The organism is Pelagibius sp. (assembly GCF_028281305.1).
Classification (GTDB): domain Bacteria; phylum Pseudomonadota; class Alphaproteobacteria; order Kiloniellales; family Kiloniellaceae; genus Pelagibius.
In genome coordinates, this window is record NZ_JANQKD010000056.1 from 1 (window position 1) to 15140 (window position 15140).

General features: G+C 65.1%; 14 protein-coding genes and 1 tRNA gene. 11 read left to right on the forward strand and 4 right to left on the reverse strand.

The genetic code is table 11. From position 1 onward, the window contains the following. Positions 1 to 19 precede the first annotated feature (19 nt). Positions 20 to 96 (forward strand) — tRNA-Met (locus tag Q0982_RS12370). A 180-nt stretch (positions 97 to 276) separates the two neighbouring features. Here the strand turns inward: Q0982_RS12370 and Q0982_RS12375 are convergent. Both Q0982_RS12375 and Q0982_RS12380 read right to left on the reverse strand, forming a co-directional pair. Continuing rightward, positions 277 to 846 (reverse strand): DUF2087 domain-containing protein, encoded by a 570-nt coding sequence (locus Q0982_RS12375; protein ID WP_299395938.1) that lies wholly within the window; start codon positions 844 to 846, stop codon positions 277 to 279. 434 nt (positions 847 to 1280) lie between these two features. Further along, positions 1281 to 2483 carry an MFS transporter gene (locus Q0982_RS12380; protein WP_299395941.1) on the reverse strand — a complete coding sequence of 401 codons (1203 nt, stop codon included), beginning with the start codon at positions 2481 to 2483 and terminating at the stop codon, positions 1281 to 1283. Between the two features lie 125 nt (positions 2484 to 2608). Here Q0982_RS12380 and Q0982_RS12385 point away from each other — a divergent pair, with 125 nt between their 5' ends. The 10 genes from Q0982_RS12385 (at position 2609) to Q0982_RS12430 (ending at position 12345) form a co-directional block, all read left to right on the forward strand. Next, positions 2609 to 3385, forward strand: a complete 777-nt coding sequence (locus Q0982_RS12385; protein ID WP_299395943.1) for a helix-turn-helix transcriptional regulator — start codon at positions 2609 to 2611, stop codon at positions 3383 to 3385. Between the two features lie 138 nt (positions 3386 to 3523). After that, positions 3524 to 4429 carry a GntR family transcriptional regulator gene (locus tag Q0982_RS12390; RefSeq protein WP_299395945.1) on the forward strand — a complete coding sequence of 302 codons (906 nt, stop codon included), beginning with the start codon at positions 3524 to 3526 and terminating at the stop codon, positions 4427 to 4429. Positions 4430 to 4686: 257 nt separating this feature from the next. Then, positions 4687 to 5766: a spermidine/putrescine ABC transporter substrate-binding protein gene (locus tag Q0982_RS12395; RefSeq protein WP_299395947.1), complete on the forward strand. Its 1080-nt coding sequence runs from the start codon at positions 4687 to 4689 to the stop codon at positions 5764 to 5766. A 102-nt stretch (positions 5767 to 5868) separates the two neighbouring features. Next, positions 5869 to 6729, forward strand: a complete 861-nt coding sequence (locus Q0982_RS12400; RefSeq protein WP_299395949.1) for an ABC transporter permease — start codon at positions 5869 to 5871, stop codon at positions 6727 to 6729. Beyond that, positions 6722 to 7510, forward strand: coding sequence for an ABC transporter permease (locus Q0982_RS12405; protein WP_299395951.1), 789 nt, complete (start codon positions 6722 to 6724; stop codon positions 7508 to 7510). The genes Q0982_RS12400 and Q0982_RS12405 overlap by 8 nt, the downstream gene beginning before the upstream one ends. Beyond that, positions 7510 to 8607: an ABC transporter ATP-binding protein gene (locus Q0982_RS12410; RefSeq protein WP_299395953.1), complete on the forward strand. Its 1098-nt coding sequence runs from the start codon at positions 7510 to 7512 to the stop codon at positions 8605 to 8607. Before Q0982_RS12405 ends, Q0982_RS12410 begins: the two co-directional genes overlap by 1 nt. A gap of 18 nt (positions 8608 to 8625) precedes the next feature. Then, entirely contained in the window at positions 8626 to 9918 is a 1293-nt protein-coding gene (locus Q0982_RS12415; RefSeq protein ID WP_299395956.1) for a glycosyltransferase, read from the forward strand. A 96-nt stretch (positions 9919 to 10014) separates the two neighbouring features. Next, positions 10015 to 10383 carry a cupin domain-containing protein gene (locus Q0982_RS12420; protein ID WP_299395959.1) on the forward strand — a complete coding sequence of 123 codons (369 nt, stop codon included), beginning with the start codon at positions 10015 to 10017 and terminating at the stop codon, positions 10381 to 10383. A 14-nt stretch (positions 10384 to 10397) separates the two neighbouring features. Next, entirely contained in the window at positions 10398 to 10772 is a 375-nt protein-coding gene (locus tag Q0982_RS12425) for a cupin domain-containing protein (RefSeq protein WP_322097014.1), read from the forward strand. Between the two features lie 64 nt (positions 10773 to 10836). Then, positions 10837 to 12345 (forward strand): aldehyde dehydrogenase, encoded by a 1509-nt coding sequence (locus Q0982_RS12430; RefSeq protein ID WP_299395960.1) that lies wholly within the window; start codon positions 10837 to 10839, stop codon positions 12343 to 12345. A 30-nt stretch (positions 12346 to 12375) separates the two neighbouring features. Here the strand turns inward: Q0982_RS12430 and Q0982_RS12435 are convergent, their stop codons facing one another. Both Q0982_RS12435 and Q0982_RS12440 read right to left on the reverse strand, forming a co-directional pair. Further along, on the reverse strand, positions 12376 to 13416 hold the full coding sequence (locus Q0982_RS12435; RefSeq protein ID WP_299395963.1) for a universal stress protein: 1041 nt from the start codon (positions 13414 to 13416) through the stop codon (positions 12376 to 12378). Continuing rightward, the gene (locus Q0982_RS12440) at positions 13413 to 15134 is read right to left on the reverse strand and encodes a cation:proton antiporter (RefSeq protein WP_299395965.1); all 1722 of its coding nucleotides are present in this window, start codon (positions 15132 to 15134) and stop codon (positions 13413 to 13415) included. Before Q0982_RS12440 ends, Q0982_RS12435 begins: the two co-directional genes overlap by 4 nt. Positions 15135 to 15140 lie beyond the last annotated feature (6 nt).

Sequence of the window (15140 nt, forward strand, 5' to 3'; positions counted from 1 at the left end):
ACAACACCCACCCGACAAACGCGGGGTGGAGCAGCCCGGTAGCTCGTCAGGCTCATAACCTGAAGGTCGCAGGTTCAAATCCTGCCCCCGCAACCAACATTCCCATAGATTCTGACTCCGGGTCCTGGCCATGCGCCAGGGCCAGGATGCTTGCCAGCCGGCCCTCGATCTCGACTTCGAAGGCGCCGCGTAAGCCCGGCAAAGGTCGAAGCACGCCAGAGAGCGCGAAGCCCTCCTTAGCCGGTGATCCGCACAGCGCCGCAAAGGCACGGACCCTTATGCATCGCTTGGCTCCGCCACCGTGTGGGCGCGTGTCCGTCGACGTGCAAAAAGCGCCCTGATCAGGGCTTTCGCCTCGGCGGGCGGTTTCTGCTCAATGCGTCGATAGTCCGTTCCATCTGTGCGGCGCGAAAGAAGCCCGCAAGAGATCATTGTCCGGCGTAGCGTCGCGGGATCGCCGAACAGGTGCTCATGAGCGAGGCGTTCGTTGACTACTCGCTCCTGCATGGACTGATCGGCGGGCAACGTCGCCCAGAGCGCCCAGAGGGCCAATGTCTGCACGCTGCGCTTTGAAGGCCATCGGATCAGACGGCCCGCGGCGTCGAATTGATGTAGAGCGCGCTCTACTGTCCGCGCATCGGCAGGTGGAGCATCGGTGGTGCGGCCGAGCCTCTCCCCGGCTGCGTGCGCGGATCGCAGGTGTTGGACGTTCTGATAGCCCGCCGCACGTGCGGCCATGTTCATGAGGGCGAGGTGCGGAGGACTTGCGTCGCCCAACTGCTTGGAGAGTGCGCGCACAAACGTGGTCAGGTCGTCCGCGCGCAGTGGCAAAGGGGTCTTCGGCATGGCTCTTCCACATCGAGCGCCGGTGCTTCATCGTCGGTCGCTGGCTTAACGACGCGGCGCTCCACTCGGTGTGAACAGATGCGATGCCGTTCGATCATGATGGCAGGTTTAGCTCTCCCGAAGGAGCAGCGACGCCTCGGTGTCTGCCGACCGTGATGAAGATATAGCGGAAGCTGCGACAGCAGCCAAGATGGTCCCTGCATTGGACACAAAGCCCTTGCCACAGCCCTCGCAGCAAATCTCCGCAAGGAGCGCCGCGCGGAAGCGGCGGGCGCCCAGCCGAAGCCGTCAGGGACCCATCGCGAAGCCATGCGGCCCGATGCGCTGAAGGAAGCTGCCGGCATCGCCGCCGAATGATGATTCCGGGGGCTGATTGGGTGAGGCCATGATCAAGACCGGGCGGCAGCTTCAGCGGCCGCCCGAGTAAAGAATTTTCATTCCGCCGATGCTGACGTGGAAGCCGCCTCCGCGGTGGCGGAAGCGGGTTGGCGCCCGAAGACCGTGACGAAACCCAGGGCTGCGGCGCCGAGCGAGAAGGTGGCGGCGAGGCCGAACATGTGCGGCCACGAGAACCCCGCCGCGATGCCGGCAAGCACGGCGCCGAGCGCACCGATGCCGTCGAGCAGGACGAAGGCAAGGCCCAGCGTCGTTCCTTCGTTGCGGCCGGTGTGATCGACCGTGCCCGCGAGAATGGCGGCGCGGATCGCATCCAGGGCAGCGACCGCGACGACCATCGCAGCGATCATGATCCAGAGCGAGGGCTGGAAAACCAGCACTGTGATCGCCAGTGCCGCTGTGAGATTGCCGAACACGACGACCGGCCGGCGTCCGGCGATGTCGGAGATCTTGCCGACCCATGGCTGCGCCAATGCGCCGATGATCAACATGGTCGAAAACGCAATGCCGGCTGCCTCCGGCCCGAACCCATGCTGGTCCGCAAGATAGAGCGGAATCATGCTGAGAAGCGCGATCAGAGCCATATTGTAGAGGCAGATCATCGCCACCATGCGGAGTCCGTTACCCCGCCGCCACATGTTCAGAAGGTCGAGCAGGTCCTGCCTGGTGACCGACGTCTTCTCGACACGCGGAACCGCGCGCGCCACGAAGAAGAAACAGAGACCCATGAGCGCGGCGGGAAGCACCGAGATCGCCAGCGCCTCGCGCCAGTCGACGTAAGCGAGGAGAAAGCCGACGGCGAGCGGCGACAGCACCTCGGCAAGCGAACCGCCGATGGCGTGAATGCCGAGCACATGAGCGCGCCGCTCCTTGCTGTTGCGCGCAAGCACGCCGGTGGCGATCGGGTGCCACGCCGCATCGCCCATGCCCGCGACCGCGAGCAGCAGCGCGAGGCTCCAGAATCCCGGCGCCATGGCGGCCAGCAGGTACCCGACGGCGACCCACCAGAACGTGGCAAGCAGCAGCCGGCCCCGGTTCGCCACGTGATCGGCGAGGATGCCGGCTGGCAGGTAGGCGAGGGCGCCGCCGACGTTGCAGATGGTGAACAGCAGGCCGACCTCGGCCGGCGAAAGCTCCATGGCGATGCCGACCGCCGGCACGATCAGCCACAGCGAACAGATCGGCCAGTCGTTGGCGAAATGGCCCAGCGCAAACCACGTCAGGAGGGTGCGGTTTTTCATGGTGCCGGCAAGCTCTGGTCGAAAAGTGCGGATTTCCTGCCCGAAAGGCTTGAGCACCCTAGGGCAGAACGCTATGTCTTTCAGTCGACATCAAGACGAGTTGCATCTAAGAATCGTCAATTATCATGACCAACCCAAATCGCCATCCCCTGAGTGACCTGGGCGAAGTTGTTCGGCCGCGCTACCTGGGAGAACTCGTCAGACCGACGTCCGGCGAAAGCTACGACTGGCATACCCACGACTTTGGGCAACTCATCTCTGCTGCATCGGGGTCAATGTACGTCGGCACGCCGGACCGTGTTCTCTTGCTCAGTCCGGCGATGGTGTTGTGGATTCCGCCGGACGTTGAGCATTGGATGCGGTACGGATCGAACAACGAGATGCGCTACGTCGACGTACGCAAGGGCGAAGCTGAAATGATCGGGGAGGACTGCCGGATCATGGCAATGACGCCGTTGCTGAACGCCCTGATGGCCGGCACCATGCCCGACCGTGCCACGAGCCGCGCGAAAGACCACAACGATGCGCTTCACGCCCTCCTGCGTCACGAACTGGTCGCCGCCCCGGATGTGCCGCTCTCGATCGCCATGCCGCAAGACCATCGCATCAGGCGGTTTGCCGAAGCGGCACTCGACGATCCGGGCGTGATCGGATCGGTCGACTCCTGGCTTGCCGACGCCCCTGCCAGCCGCAAGACCATCGAACGATTGTTCGTCACAGAAACGGGAATGCCGCCGTCGCGGTGGTTGCGGCATGCGCGCATTCTTCACGCCATCTCAAGGCTCGCCGCCGGCGAGAAGGTCAGTTCGGTCGCCTTCGACATGGGCTATGCATCCTCAAGCGCGTTCAGCTACATGTTTCGCCGTACCCTCGGACGGAGCCCGAGCGACTTTTGCGCCTGAGCCGCGGCAGCGAAGTTGGCGTGGAGCGGCGCCTTCTGGGCCAAAGGGCGAAGACCGGCGGAGGTGTCCCCGCGCCGGGTTTCGTGGTAAGTCCGGACCCGACGGAGGGCCGCACCGCGGCCGCTGGAGCATGGAGCGATGAGCAGTTCTGAGCTTGCACGGCAGATCCTGGACACACTGCGGCGGGAGCGCGCGGAGCCCGGATTCCATATCCGCGAACAGTGGATCGCCGATGCGCTGGGCGTGTCTCGCTCTCCCGTCCGCACGGCGCTGAAGCAGCTCGAGAAGCATAAGATCGTCAGCCTGAAGCCGAGCCGCGGCTACTTCCTGACCGCGGCCCCCGGCTCCGACCTTTTCGAACAGGTCGACCTGCCGATGCCGGAGGCGGAGCGGATCTATCGGCAGATTGCCAGCGAGCGCTTCGCCAACCTGCTGGGCAATCAGGTTTCCATTGCCGATCTGGTGCGCCGCTATGGCGTAGGCCGTAGCGTCATTCACAAGGTCCTGGCCCGCATGCAGGAAGACGGCCTGGTCGAGAAGACGCCGGGCCACGGCTGGGTCTTCGGGCCGGCTCTGAACGACGAAGCCTCCTATCAGGAAAGCTATCGCTTCCGGCTGCTGATGGAGCCGGCGGCGCTGCGCGAGGAGCGCTTCGACCTGCCGCCGGACGCGATCGCGCAGCTTCGACAGCGGCATCTGGCCGCCCTGTCATCGGGGATCGAGAGGGAACCGTTGAACAGCCTGCTCGATATCGACGCGGCCTTTCACAATGCCCTGGCCGAAGCCTGCGGGAACCGTTTTCTCGCTCAGTCGATCCGCCAGCAGACCCGTCTGCGCCGCCTTTCCGAGTACGAGAAGTACACCACCCCCGAGCGCCTGGAAGCCTCCTTCGCGGAGCATCTGGCCATTCTCGACGCGGTCGAGCGGGGCGCCCTGGCAGAGGCGGCCGAACGCATGTCGCTGCACATCCGCATGTCCGACGAGAACCGGCCCGACTTCCGCAAGGTCCGGGTCTTGGCGCACCGCCGCCTGACACGCCGCTAAACCCCTTTTCCGGTTTCTGTCTCCTCCGAAACGGCTGGCGTCCGGGCTTCAGGGCCCGGCGGACGGCATGCTGAGCCGCGGAATCCCGGTCGTCTGGCATGGTCGCGAATCCAGATTGTATAATTTATCGAAATGATACAATATTGCGGAAAGACAGGGGCATCCGCGCGTGGGCTGAAGCTGTGAATGCGGGCAAGCGGGGCGGACAGAAAGCGGGGCGGGCAAATCGCCCCGGCAGACATGGAGGCAAATCGGCAATGAAGCGCATTTTCACGACGGTATCGACGGCCGCCCTGGCCGTGGCACTGGGTGCAGGGGCTGTGGGCCCTTGGGGCCTGGGGTCAGGGGCCGCCCTGGCCGCGGACAAGATCGTCATCTCCAACTGGGACGGCTACATGCCCAAGGACCTGCCGGAGAAATTCAAGGCGGAGACCGGCATTGAAGTGGAGGTCGCCCTCCATGCGACCAATGAGGAGATCATGGGCAAGGTCGTGGCCGGCAAGGGCAAGGGCTACGACGTGCTCTTCGTGTCCTCGCCCTTCGCGGAGGTCCTGCACAAGCTCGGTCTTTCGGCGCCGATCGATCACGCGAAGGTGCCGAACTTCGCCAACCTCTACCCGGAAGCGGCCAGCCTGGAGTATGACCCGGGCAACACCTTCTCGGCCCCCTATGCCTGGGGTACCACCGGCCTCTGCTACCGCTCCGACCTGGTCGAAGGCACGCCGTCGAGCTGGAACGATCTCCTGAACCCGAGCGACGCCTTGAAGGGCAAGGTCACCATGCTGGCGACCGACCGCTGGCTCATGGCCGCCGGTATGCTGGCCAAGGGCTACTCGGTGAATGAAACCAGCCAGGCCAAGATCGACGAGGTGAAATCCCAACTCATCGAGACCAAGAAAGACCTGCTGGCCTACGACGACACCACCTTCTATTCGAAGCTCGTCTCGGGCGAAGCCAGCCTCGTGCATGCCTGGGACGGCTGGTGCAATTACGGCATCGCCGAGAACGACGACATCAAGTACGTCATCCCGCAGGAGGGGACAGACCTCTGGGTCGACACAATGGTGATCACTGCGGCCTCGGAAAACAAAGACGCCGCGCACGCGTTCATCAACTACATTCTCAGCGCCGACAACGGCAAGTGGGTGGCCGAGAACATCCTCTACAAGGTGCCCAACAAGGCGGCCATGGAGGCTCTCGATGGCGGTTTGCTGGCAAGCTTCCCTAACCTCGACATGGCGCCGGCCGATATGATGAAGCAGGAACAGCTCCGCGATCTCGGCTCTGCCCAGAAGGCCTACACCAAGGCCGTCACGGAGATTACGGCGTCGAACTAACCGGTACCGGGCCGGAAGGTTGCCGCCGGGTTACGATGCGCCGCGCCCGGCGGCGGTCCTTCGCAGCCCCTCGATAACATCACCGTCGGTCGTATCACCGTCATGAACAGCCAACGCAGATCGCTTGTTCTGGCCCTGCCCGGTCTCGGCTGGCTGACGGTCTTCATGATCGTTCCCTGCCTGATCGTCTTCTTCTTCAGCTTCTTCGAGCGCGGCGTCTATGGCGGGATCGAATACAACTTCGGCTTCGACAACTTCCTGCGCGCCGCCGAGCCCATCTATCTCTCGATCTTTCTCGGCTCGGCCCGCATTGCCGCCCTGGCCACCCTGATCGCGGTGATCATCGCCTATCCGGCCGCTTATGCCATCTCTCTGGCCCCGAAAGATCGCCAGAACACTTACCTGTTCCTGGTCATGCTGCCGTTCTGGAGCAACTACCTGATCCGCACCTATGCCTGGATCGTGCTGCTGAACCGCGAGGGCCTGATCAACAAGGCACTCGGCGGCGCCGGAATCATCACCGAGCCTCTGCCGATTCTGTACAACGACTTCGCGGTGATCACGGGGCTGGTCTACAACTACCTGCCCTTCGTTATCCTGGCGATCTACGCCTCGCTGCAGCGCCTCAATCCGGAATTGCGGGAGGCGTCGACGGATCTCGGGGCGCCGGCCTGGGTGACGTTCCTTCGCGTGACCCTGCCGCTGACCCTGCCGGGCGTAGCCGCCGGCGCGGTCTTCGTCTTCGTGCTCTCCATCGGCAACTTCATCACGCCCGATCTGCTGGGCGGCGGGCGCATTCAGATGGTCGGCAACCTGATCTACGATCAGTTTCTGTCCGCGCGGGACTGGCCCTTCGGTGCCGCGCTGTCGCTGATCCTCATCTTCATCATGATGCTGCTGCTGTTCACCCAGGCGGTGTTCGTCAACCGGGCCCAGCAAGCCAGGGCTGCGCCCGATGGCTAGGGCGGCAATGGCGCGGCGGGCGCTGGCTGCCCATCTGGCCCTGACCTACGGGTTCCTCTACGGCCCGATCCTGGTGCTGATGGTTCTCAGCTTCAACCGGGCCGGCCTGCCGACGGTCTGGACCGGGTTTTCGCTCGAGTGGTACGTCACGCTGGCGGACAGCCCGGCGATCCTGGCCGCGGCCCTCAACACCATCATCGTGGCCGTCGTTTCGACAGTGATCGCCACCACACTGGGAACCCTGCTGGCGCTGGGGGTGGAGCGGCGGCGGCAGTCGAACGCGGTCGATGCGCTGCTGTTCGCGCCGATGATCATTCCCGATATCGTGTTGGCCATCGCGCTGCTGTCGTTCTTCACCCTGCTGGAGGTGACTCTCGGCCTGCATTCCATCATTCTTTCGCACGTGGTGTTCAATATTGCCTTCGTCTGCGCGGTGGTGCGCACGCGCCTGAAGCATTTCGACTATGCCATCATCGAGGCCTCGATCGACCTCGGCGCGGACCGCTTCACCACCTTTCGCCGTGTCACGCTGCCGGTGATTTTCCCGGGGGTGCTGGCCGGCGCGCTGCTTGCCTTCACGCTTTCCTTCGACGAATTCATCATTGCTTTCTTCACCGCCGGTGCCGGCGCCAGCTCGACGACCCTGCCGATGCGCATCTATTCGATGATCCGCTTCGGCGTGACGCCGGAAATCAACGCCATGGCGACGATCATCATGCTGATCAGCTTCACGCTGGTGTTCTTCTCCCAACGTCTCAACCGCGCCACAGTGAGCGACTGATGGCGGCAGGTGCGGTCATCTCCCTGCAGGGGGTCACCAAGCGCTTCGGCGGGCTGACGGCGGTCGACGGTGTTTCCGTGGATCTGGTGGAAGGGGAGTTCTTCGCCCTTCTGGGTCCCTCGGGCTGCGGCAAGACGACCCTGCTGCGCATGGTCGCCGGTTTCGAGGAACCGGACGAAGGTGCGATCCACCTGGACGGGAGGGACATGGCGCGGCTCGGCGCCAACCGGCGGCCCATCAACCTGATGTTCCAGTCTTACGCGCTCTTCCCGCACATGGACGTGCGCCGGAACATCTCCTACGGCCTGGAGATGGAACGGCTCGCCAAGGGTGAGATCGCCCGCAGGGTCGATGAGATCCTCGAGCAGACCCAGCTCTCGGCCCTGGCGCACCGCAAGCCGGCCCAGCTTTCCGGCGGGCAGCGCCAACGTGTGGCGCTGGCCCGCGCCCTGATCAAGCGGCCGCGGGTGCTGCTTCTGGACGAACCCCTGGGCGCCCTCGACAAGAAGCTGCGGGAGCAGATGCAGCTGGAATTGAAGCGGCTTCAGCACGAGTTCGGCATCACCTTCGTGGTGGTCACCCACGACCAGGAGGAAGCCCTGGTGCTGGCCGACCGCATCGCCCTGATGAACGGCGGGCGCATCGTTCAACTGGACGCCCCGCGGGCGCTCTACGAAGAGCCCCGGACCCGTTTTGCCGCCCAGTTCATCGGCCTGACCAACCTCTTCGAGGGCCGGGCCGTGGCGGGCGGCATCGAGATCGCGGGCCTGGGGCCGCTCCAGGCGGCTTGCGATCTGCAGGCGGGGTCCGCCTGCGCGCTTTCCGTCCGGCCGGAGCGCATCGTGCTTGCCAGGGACAGAATGGCGGAGGGCTACAACGCCGTCTCCGGCGAGATCACCGACATCGCCTATCTCGGCCAGAGCGAGAATCTTCGGGTCGCCGTGGACGGATACGAGACGCCGCTTTCGGTGTGCGTTGCGCCAGACGGCCAGGCAGACGCCCGGACAGACGCCCGCACAGGCGCCCAGCGCCACCGTGTCGGCGAAACGGTGTGGTGCCATTGGCGGCCTGCGCACGGCCGTATCCTTACAGACTGACCTTCCAGAGAGGATGCCATGAGCAAGAAAACGATCGCATTCTTCCCCGAGGCCGCCTTCGGCCCGGCCCTCAACTCGGTTGGCATCGCTCAGGCGGTCGAAAAGCTGGGGCACAAGGCCGTTTTCCTCTCGGACCCCGGCTTTGTCGAAGTCTACGAAGGCTACGGTTTCCAATGCCATCCGGTGAATCTCTCCGAACCGATGCCGGCGGAAGAGATGGCGAAGTTCTGGGAGGACTTCATCAACGGACACATTCCAAACTTCGCCAAGAGCCCGATCGATCAGATCGACAACTACGTCAAGGAGTGTTGGGAAGCCATTGTGGACAGCGCCAAGTGGGCGGAAAAAGATTTGCCCGGCGTGCTCGAAAAGGTGCAGCCGGATGTGATCTGTGTCGACAATGTCATCCTCTTTCCCGCGATCAAACGCTATGCGAATGAGAACGGCAAACCCTGGGTGCGCATCATCTCCTGTTCAGAGAACGAGATCGAAGACCCGGCAATCCCGCCGCATCTCTCCGGTTGCGGGGAGAAGGACGGCGACTGCCATGCCCGCTACCGCGCACGCTTCAACGAGGTCATCAAGCCGATCCATGACGACTTCAACGGCTTTCTCGAAAGCTGCGGGGAGGCTGCCTATCGGCTCGGCGAGTTCTTCGAAGCCTCCCCGCATATGAACTTTCTGCTCTATCCGGAGCCGGTGCGCTTCGACCGCTCACAGCCGCTCGATCCGGCGCGGTTTCAGTATCTCGAGGGCTGCGTGCGCGAGGATGAGCCCTACACGGTGCCGACCTTCAAGGCGCATAGCGATAAGCCGCTGCTCTATGTGAGCTTCGGTTCCCTCGGTGCCGGTGACACGGAGCTGCTGAAGCGTCTCATCGCCGCAGTCTCGAAGCTGGAACTGCGCGCGCTGGTGAATGTGGGCGACTACATGGCTGCCTACGACAGCGTGCCGGACAACGTGCATCTCGCAAGCTGGTATCCCCAGCCCTCGGTCATCCCGCAGGTCGATGCGGTGATCCATCACGGCGGCAACAACAGCTTCACCGAATGCCTTTACTTCGGCAAGCCGGCGATCATCATGCCCTATGTCTGGGACGGTCACGACAATGCGACCCGGGTGCAGGAAACCGGCCACGGCTTCAAGCTCGACCGCTATCAGTGGACCGAAGAGGAGCTTGCGGAGAAGATCAATGCCATGCTGAGCGATCCGGCGATGCGCGAAAGGCTGGATGCGACGGCCAGGCATTCCCAGGGGCAGCATGGTCCCAGCAAGGCGGCGGGCATCCTGGATCGTCTGGCGGCGGAGTAAGCCATGGCGATGGCGGTCTTCCGCGTATCCTGTGACGCCTCCCTCCGCGGCAGGTGTCACTCGGTCTCTCGTCTGTTCTGAAAGGAACTCATCGCCTTGTCCACGAACCTCAGGTCCTCGGCGCCGCATATCGCTGGGGCCTCCCACTGGAAAGAAGAGCTGGTCGACTGGGGCGGTCACTTGGAGCCCATCGACGGCAAGTCGACCAACGCCGGCCGCCTGCTCTGGAAGGGGGAGCGCGATGGGTTGCCGGAGGCCGGAATCTGGGACTGTACGCCGGGCAGTTGGCGGCTCGAACTGCCGCGCGACGAGCTCTGCCACTTTGTCTCCGGCCGTGCCACCTACAGTCGGGACGACGGCGAAGTGATCGAGGTGGTGCCCGGCACCGTGGTGCACTTTCGCGAAGGCTGGACCGGCACCGTCACGGTGCATGAAACCATCCGCAGCATTTATATGCTGCGTTGATCGAGGACCCTGCGATGAGCCATGCCAACAAGGACAAGAGCCAGACTGCGACCCCGGTGATGCATGATCCCAAGTCTGTTGCGGAAACGGTCGACTGGGGTCTTATCCCGACGATGATCGAAGGCGAGAGCCGGACCTCGGGGAAGCTGCTGTACAAGGGGCCTGGGGGCAGCCCGGAGTCCGGTATCTGGATCTGCACGCCGGGCTACTGGGACTGCCACGTCACCGCCGACGAGCTGTGCCACTTCCTGGAGGGACGCTGCACCTATACCCACGAGTCCGGCGAGGTGATCGAGATCGAGCCGGATACCGCCGCCTTCTTCCCGGCCGGCTGGAAAGGCACCTGCCGTGTCCATGAGACGGTGAAGAAAGTCTACATGATCCGATGATGGCCGCGAAAAGCCAGCGGCACGCGGGACCGGGCGGTCCCCTAACGAAGTGGACTGTGCAGCCATGAGTTTCGACCCGAATCAGCCCTCTTTCTTCATCGCGCCCGCCTTCATCAGCGCAGGCGGCGCCCCCCTGACGGTGACGGACCCGGCGACCCTGGAGCCGGTCGGCGTCATTGCGGAAGTTTCCGAGGCGGAGCGCGAGAGGGCCCTCGATGCGGCGCAGGCGGCGCAGCGGCGGTGGAAGCGCGTCGACGCCAAGACCCGGTCCCAGGTCCTGCATCGGATCGCCAACACGGTCGAGGCTCGCGACATGCGCCGCTGCGCCGAGTTGATGTCGCGGGAGATGGGCAAACCCTATCCGGAAGCGATCGGGGAGATCGCCAACTGTGCCGGCGCCTTCCGCTACTTCGCGGAGATGGCGCGCGACGAGGCGGGCAAGGTGGCGGGGACGACACAGACGGGGTCCTTCCAGTTTGCCCGCTACGAGCCGCTGGGCGTCAGCGTTCACATCATGCCCTTCAATTTTCCGATCCTGCTGATGTGCTGGACCGTGGCGGCGTCGCTGGCTGCCGGCAACGCCTGCGTCGTCAAACCCGCGCTGGCGACGACACTCTCGACCCTGGAGTTCATGCCGGTCTTCGAGGCCCTGCCGGAGGGCTTGATCTGCTGCCTGCCCGGCGGTGCGGAGCCGGCGCAGGCGCTGATCGCGTCCCCGAAGACCCAGGCCGTGGCCTTCACCGGCTCGGTGGCGGCGGGCAAGGCCGTGGCCACGGCGGCGGCGGCACAGATGAAGCCGGCGGTGATCGAGGCCGGGGGCAGCGATGCCATGATCGTCAGCGCCGCGGCCCCTCTGGAGGTCGCGGCCAGCGGTGCGGTGACCGCAGCCTTCCACATGTCCGGGCAGGTCTGCACCTCCGCCGAGCGGCTTTTCGTTGTGGACGCGGTCCATGATGCCTTTCTGGAAGCCTTCGTCTCCGCTGCGAAGCGGCTGCGCATCGGCAACGGGCTGGCGAAAGCGGAGATCGGGCCGCTGGTCAGCGAGACCGCCCGCAACAAGGTGATGGCGCTGGTGGAGGACGCGCGCAGCAAAGGCGCCCGGCTCGCGCTCGGCGGCAAGGTCCCTGATGACCAGCCGCTGGGATGGTTCTACGAGCCGACGATCCTCACCGGCGTGACGGCGGAGATGGCGGTGATGCAGGAGGAGTGCTTCGGCCCTGTGGCATCGGTCTGCCGCGTCGCGGACTTCGACGAGGCGCTGGAGCGGGCCAACGACAGCCGCTTCGGGCTCGGCGCCTCGGTCTTCACCACCAGCCTGGAGGAAGCGATGGAGGCCGCCGAGCGCCTGGAGGCCGGGATGGTGTGGGTGAACAATCCGCTGATCGACAACGATGCCCTGCCGTTCGGCGGCTGGAAGATGTCGGGCCTGGGCCGGGAACTGAGCCGGCTTGGCCTGGACGCCTTCCGCCGCTCCAAGATGGTGGTCATCGACCACAAGCCGGCCGTGCAGGACTGGTGGTACCCCTATCCGGACGACTGGTTCTACGAGAGCGGCGGGCGCAGCCACGTCTAGGTCTGCGGTTGGCCATTCGCAACATGGCCGTCAGATCGCCGCGATGATCGTCTGCACCGGGCTGACGTAGCGCGGCGGCTTCACGGTGACCACCGAGCAGTCGACGCTGTTGAGGATGTCCTCGGCGGTGTTGCCGATGATGAAACCGGGCACGCCGGTGCGCGCAATGGTGCCCATGACAAGGAGGTCGGCCTTGAGCGCTTCGACCTGCATGGGAATGACGCTGCGCGCCTGGCCGCGTTCCAGACGAAAGCGAAAAGTGATGCGTCCCGACTCCTCAGGGCCGATCCAGTCGCGCGCCTGCTCGGCTAGCGCGGCCAGGGCGTTCCAGTGGGTGGCGCGAAGTTCGCTGGTATAGGCCTCTGCTGCATGCTCTGCCTCGGTTCCGCCGGCCCAGAGGCGCACCAGCCCCTCGCCGGGCGCGTCCCAGACATGCAGAAGATAGAGATCCCCCTGTGCCGCGGCAGCGACCCGGCCGGCGACCTCAAGAATGCGGCGGTTCAGGCCGGCCAGGGTGCCTGGTTCGCCGGCTGATGCCGCATCCACGTCGACAGCCGCGATCACCGTCTTGGCCGGTGTTGCGGCGGGGCCGTTGTGCAGCCAGACCGGGCAGGGGCACTTGCGCAGCAGGTGCTGATCGGTGCTGGCAAAGGCGAAGCGCGCCGCCCCTGGGAGTCGTTCCGCAGTTTTCAGCAGAAGGTCGACGTCTTCGGCGATCACGTGGCGGACGATCTCCAGAAACGGCTTGCCCACACGAAGGACGAGGACGGACTGCGGATCGAGGGCCGCGCCGCCGACCAGGTTTTCCAGCACCGCGCGGTACTCCTTCAGCCGGCGCTCCTCGATTTCCCGCGCCGAGACGCCGGTGGCGCGGGCGACGCGATCGATCTCCGGCAGCGGCTCGAGGACGCCCAGGACCGTGAGGCGGGCGCCCCAGGTCGCCGCCAGCCCAGCGGCGTTTTGCAGGAGGGCGCGGTCGTCGTCGTCCGCTCCACAGACCATGAGGACGTGCCGCGGCGCGACGGGAGCCTCTTGGCCGTTCTGCAGGGTCATCGGACTGTCTTCGATCATGCCGAAAGCTCCCTCTGTCCCTGCGGATCGTCGGCTTCGCTGTGGGGCGGCGAAATGCCGTTCTGAATCAGGGCGGCCGCGCGCGAGGCGGCGTCGCGGAAGGGCATCAGCACCAGGTCCGCCCCTCCCGCCTCCAACGCATCGGCGGTTTCTTCCTGATGGGCGGCCACCGCGATCCGCCCGCCGAACTTCAGGTCGGCGAGGGAGCGGATGAGCGAGCGCCGCGGGTCGTCGTGCGAGACGCCGGTGTCGTGCTCCGGCACTGCGGAGACCGCCCAGCGCGCCTGGCCGAGCGGCAGATGGGCGAGGAACTCCGGGTCCGTCGCGTCGCCGAAGACGACGTCGAAGCCGCGTTCCCGGGCATGACGCACGGCCACCGGGTTGAAGTCCACGCCCAGGACCCGCCAGCCGGCGCGGCTCAGTTCCTGGGCGATGCCCATGCCATAGCGGCCAAGACCGAAGATCAGGACATCGCAGGCCACGCTTCTGCCGGCCTGGCTTGCGTCTTCAGCCTGCCCGGCGGAACGCCGCTCGAAGGGGCCGAGCAGGGGTTCGATCCGGCCGTAGATCTGATGGGAGTAGGTGATCATGTAGGTGGAGACGGCGATGGTGATCAGGCCGACCAGGGTGACAAGGCCCAGGGCGTCCTCGGCCACATGGCCGATCGACACGCCCATGGCCATGAAGATCAGCGAGAACTCGCTGATCTGCGCGACGGTGAGGCCGGCGAGAAAACCGGTGCGCTTGCGGTAGCCCATGGCCCCCATGATCGCCAGCACGATCAGCGGATTGCCGATGAGCACGAAGAGCGAGAAGATCACGGCGGCGAGGACGCTGGCGCCCAGCACCGAGAGATCCAGCGAAGCGCCCAGCGCGATGAAGAAGAACAGCAGCAGGAAGTCGCGCAGCGAGGCGAGGCGGGCGGAGATGGCCTCGCGGAACGGCGTCGAGGCCAGGGAGACGCCGGCTAGCAGGCCGCCCAGTTCCTTGCCGAAGCCCAGGTAGTGTCCCAGGGCCGCCAGCAGGGCGGCCCAGCCGATGGCAAAGGAGACCAGCAGTTCCGGCGCGCGGGAGAGCCGCTCGACCAACGGATTGGCGAGGAAGCGCACGAAGAGGCCCACCGCGACCAGCATGGCCGCGCCGTAACCGAAAACCAGCAGCACGTCGGAGAAGGCCGCATCGCCCCCGGTGCCCACGCCGATGGCCGAGAGCACGATCATCGCCAGCACGACAACCACATCCTGGACGATCAGGAAGCCGAGGGCGATGCGCCCGTGCAGGGAGTCGATCTCCCGCTTGTCGGACAGCAGCTTTACGATGATGATCGTCGACGAAAAGGTCAGCGCGACGGCGACATAGAGGCTCGTCAGAGTCCCGAGGCCGAGCGCCAGGCCGATCAGGAACCCGAAGATGGTGGTGAAGGCGACCTGTCCCAGCCCGGTCATCAGGGCGATGGGCCCCAGGGTACGCACCAGCTTCAGATCGAGCTTCAGGCCGACCAGGAACAGCAGCACGGCGATGCCGAGCTCCGCCAGGAGGTCGATGTGCTCGTCGGACTTGGCGATGTCGAAGACGGAAGGGCCGGCCAGGATGCCGACCGCGATGAAGCTGACGATCAGGGGCTGGCGCAGCATCAGACCGACGAAGCCGACGCTGGCCGCCAGCACCAGAAGGGCTGCGATTTCGTAGAAGATGTAACCGCCGATGGCTTCGCTCATGACCTC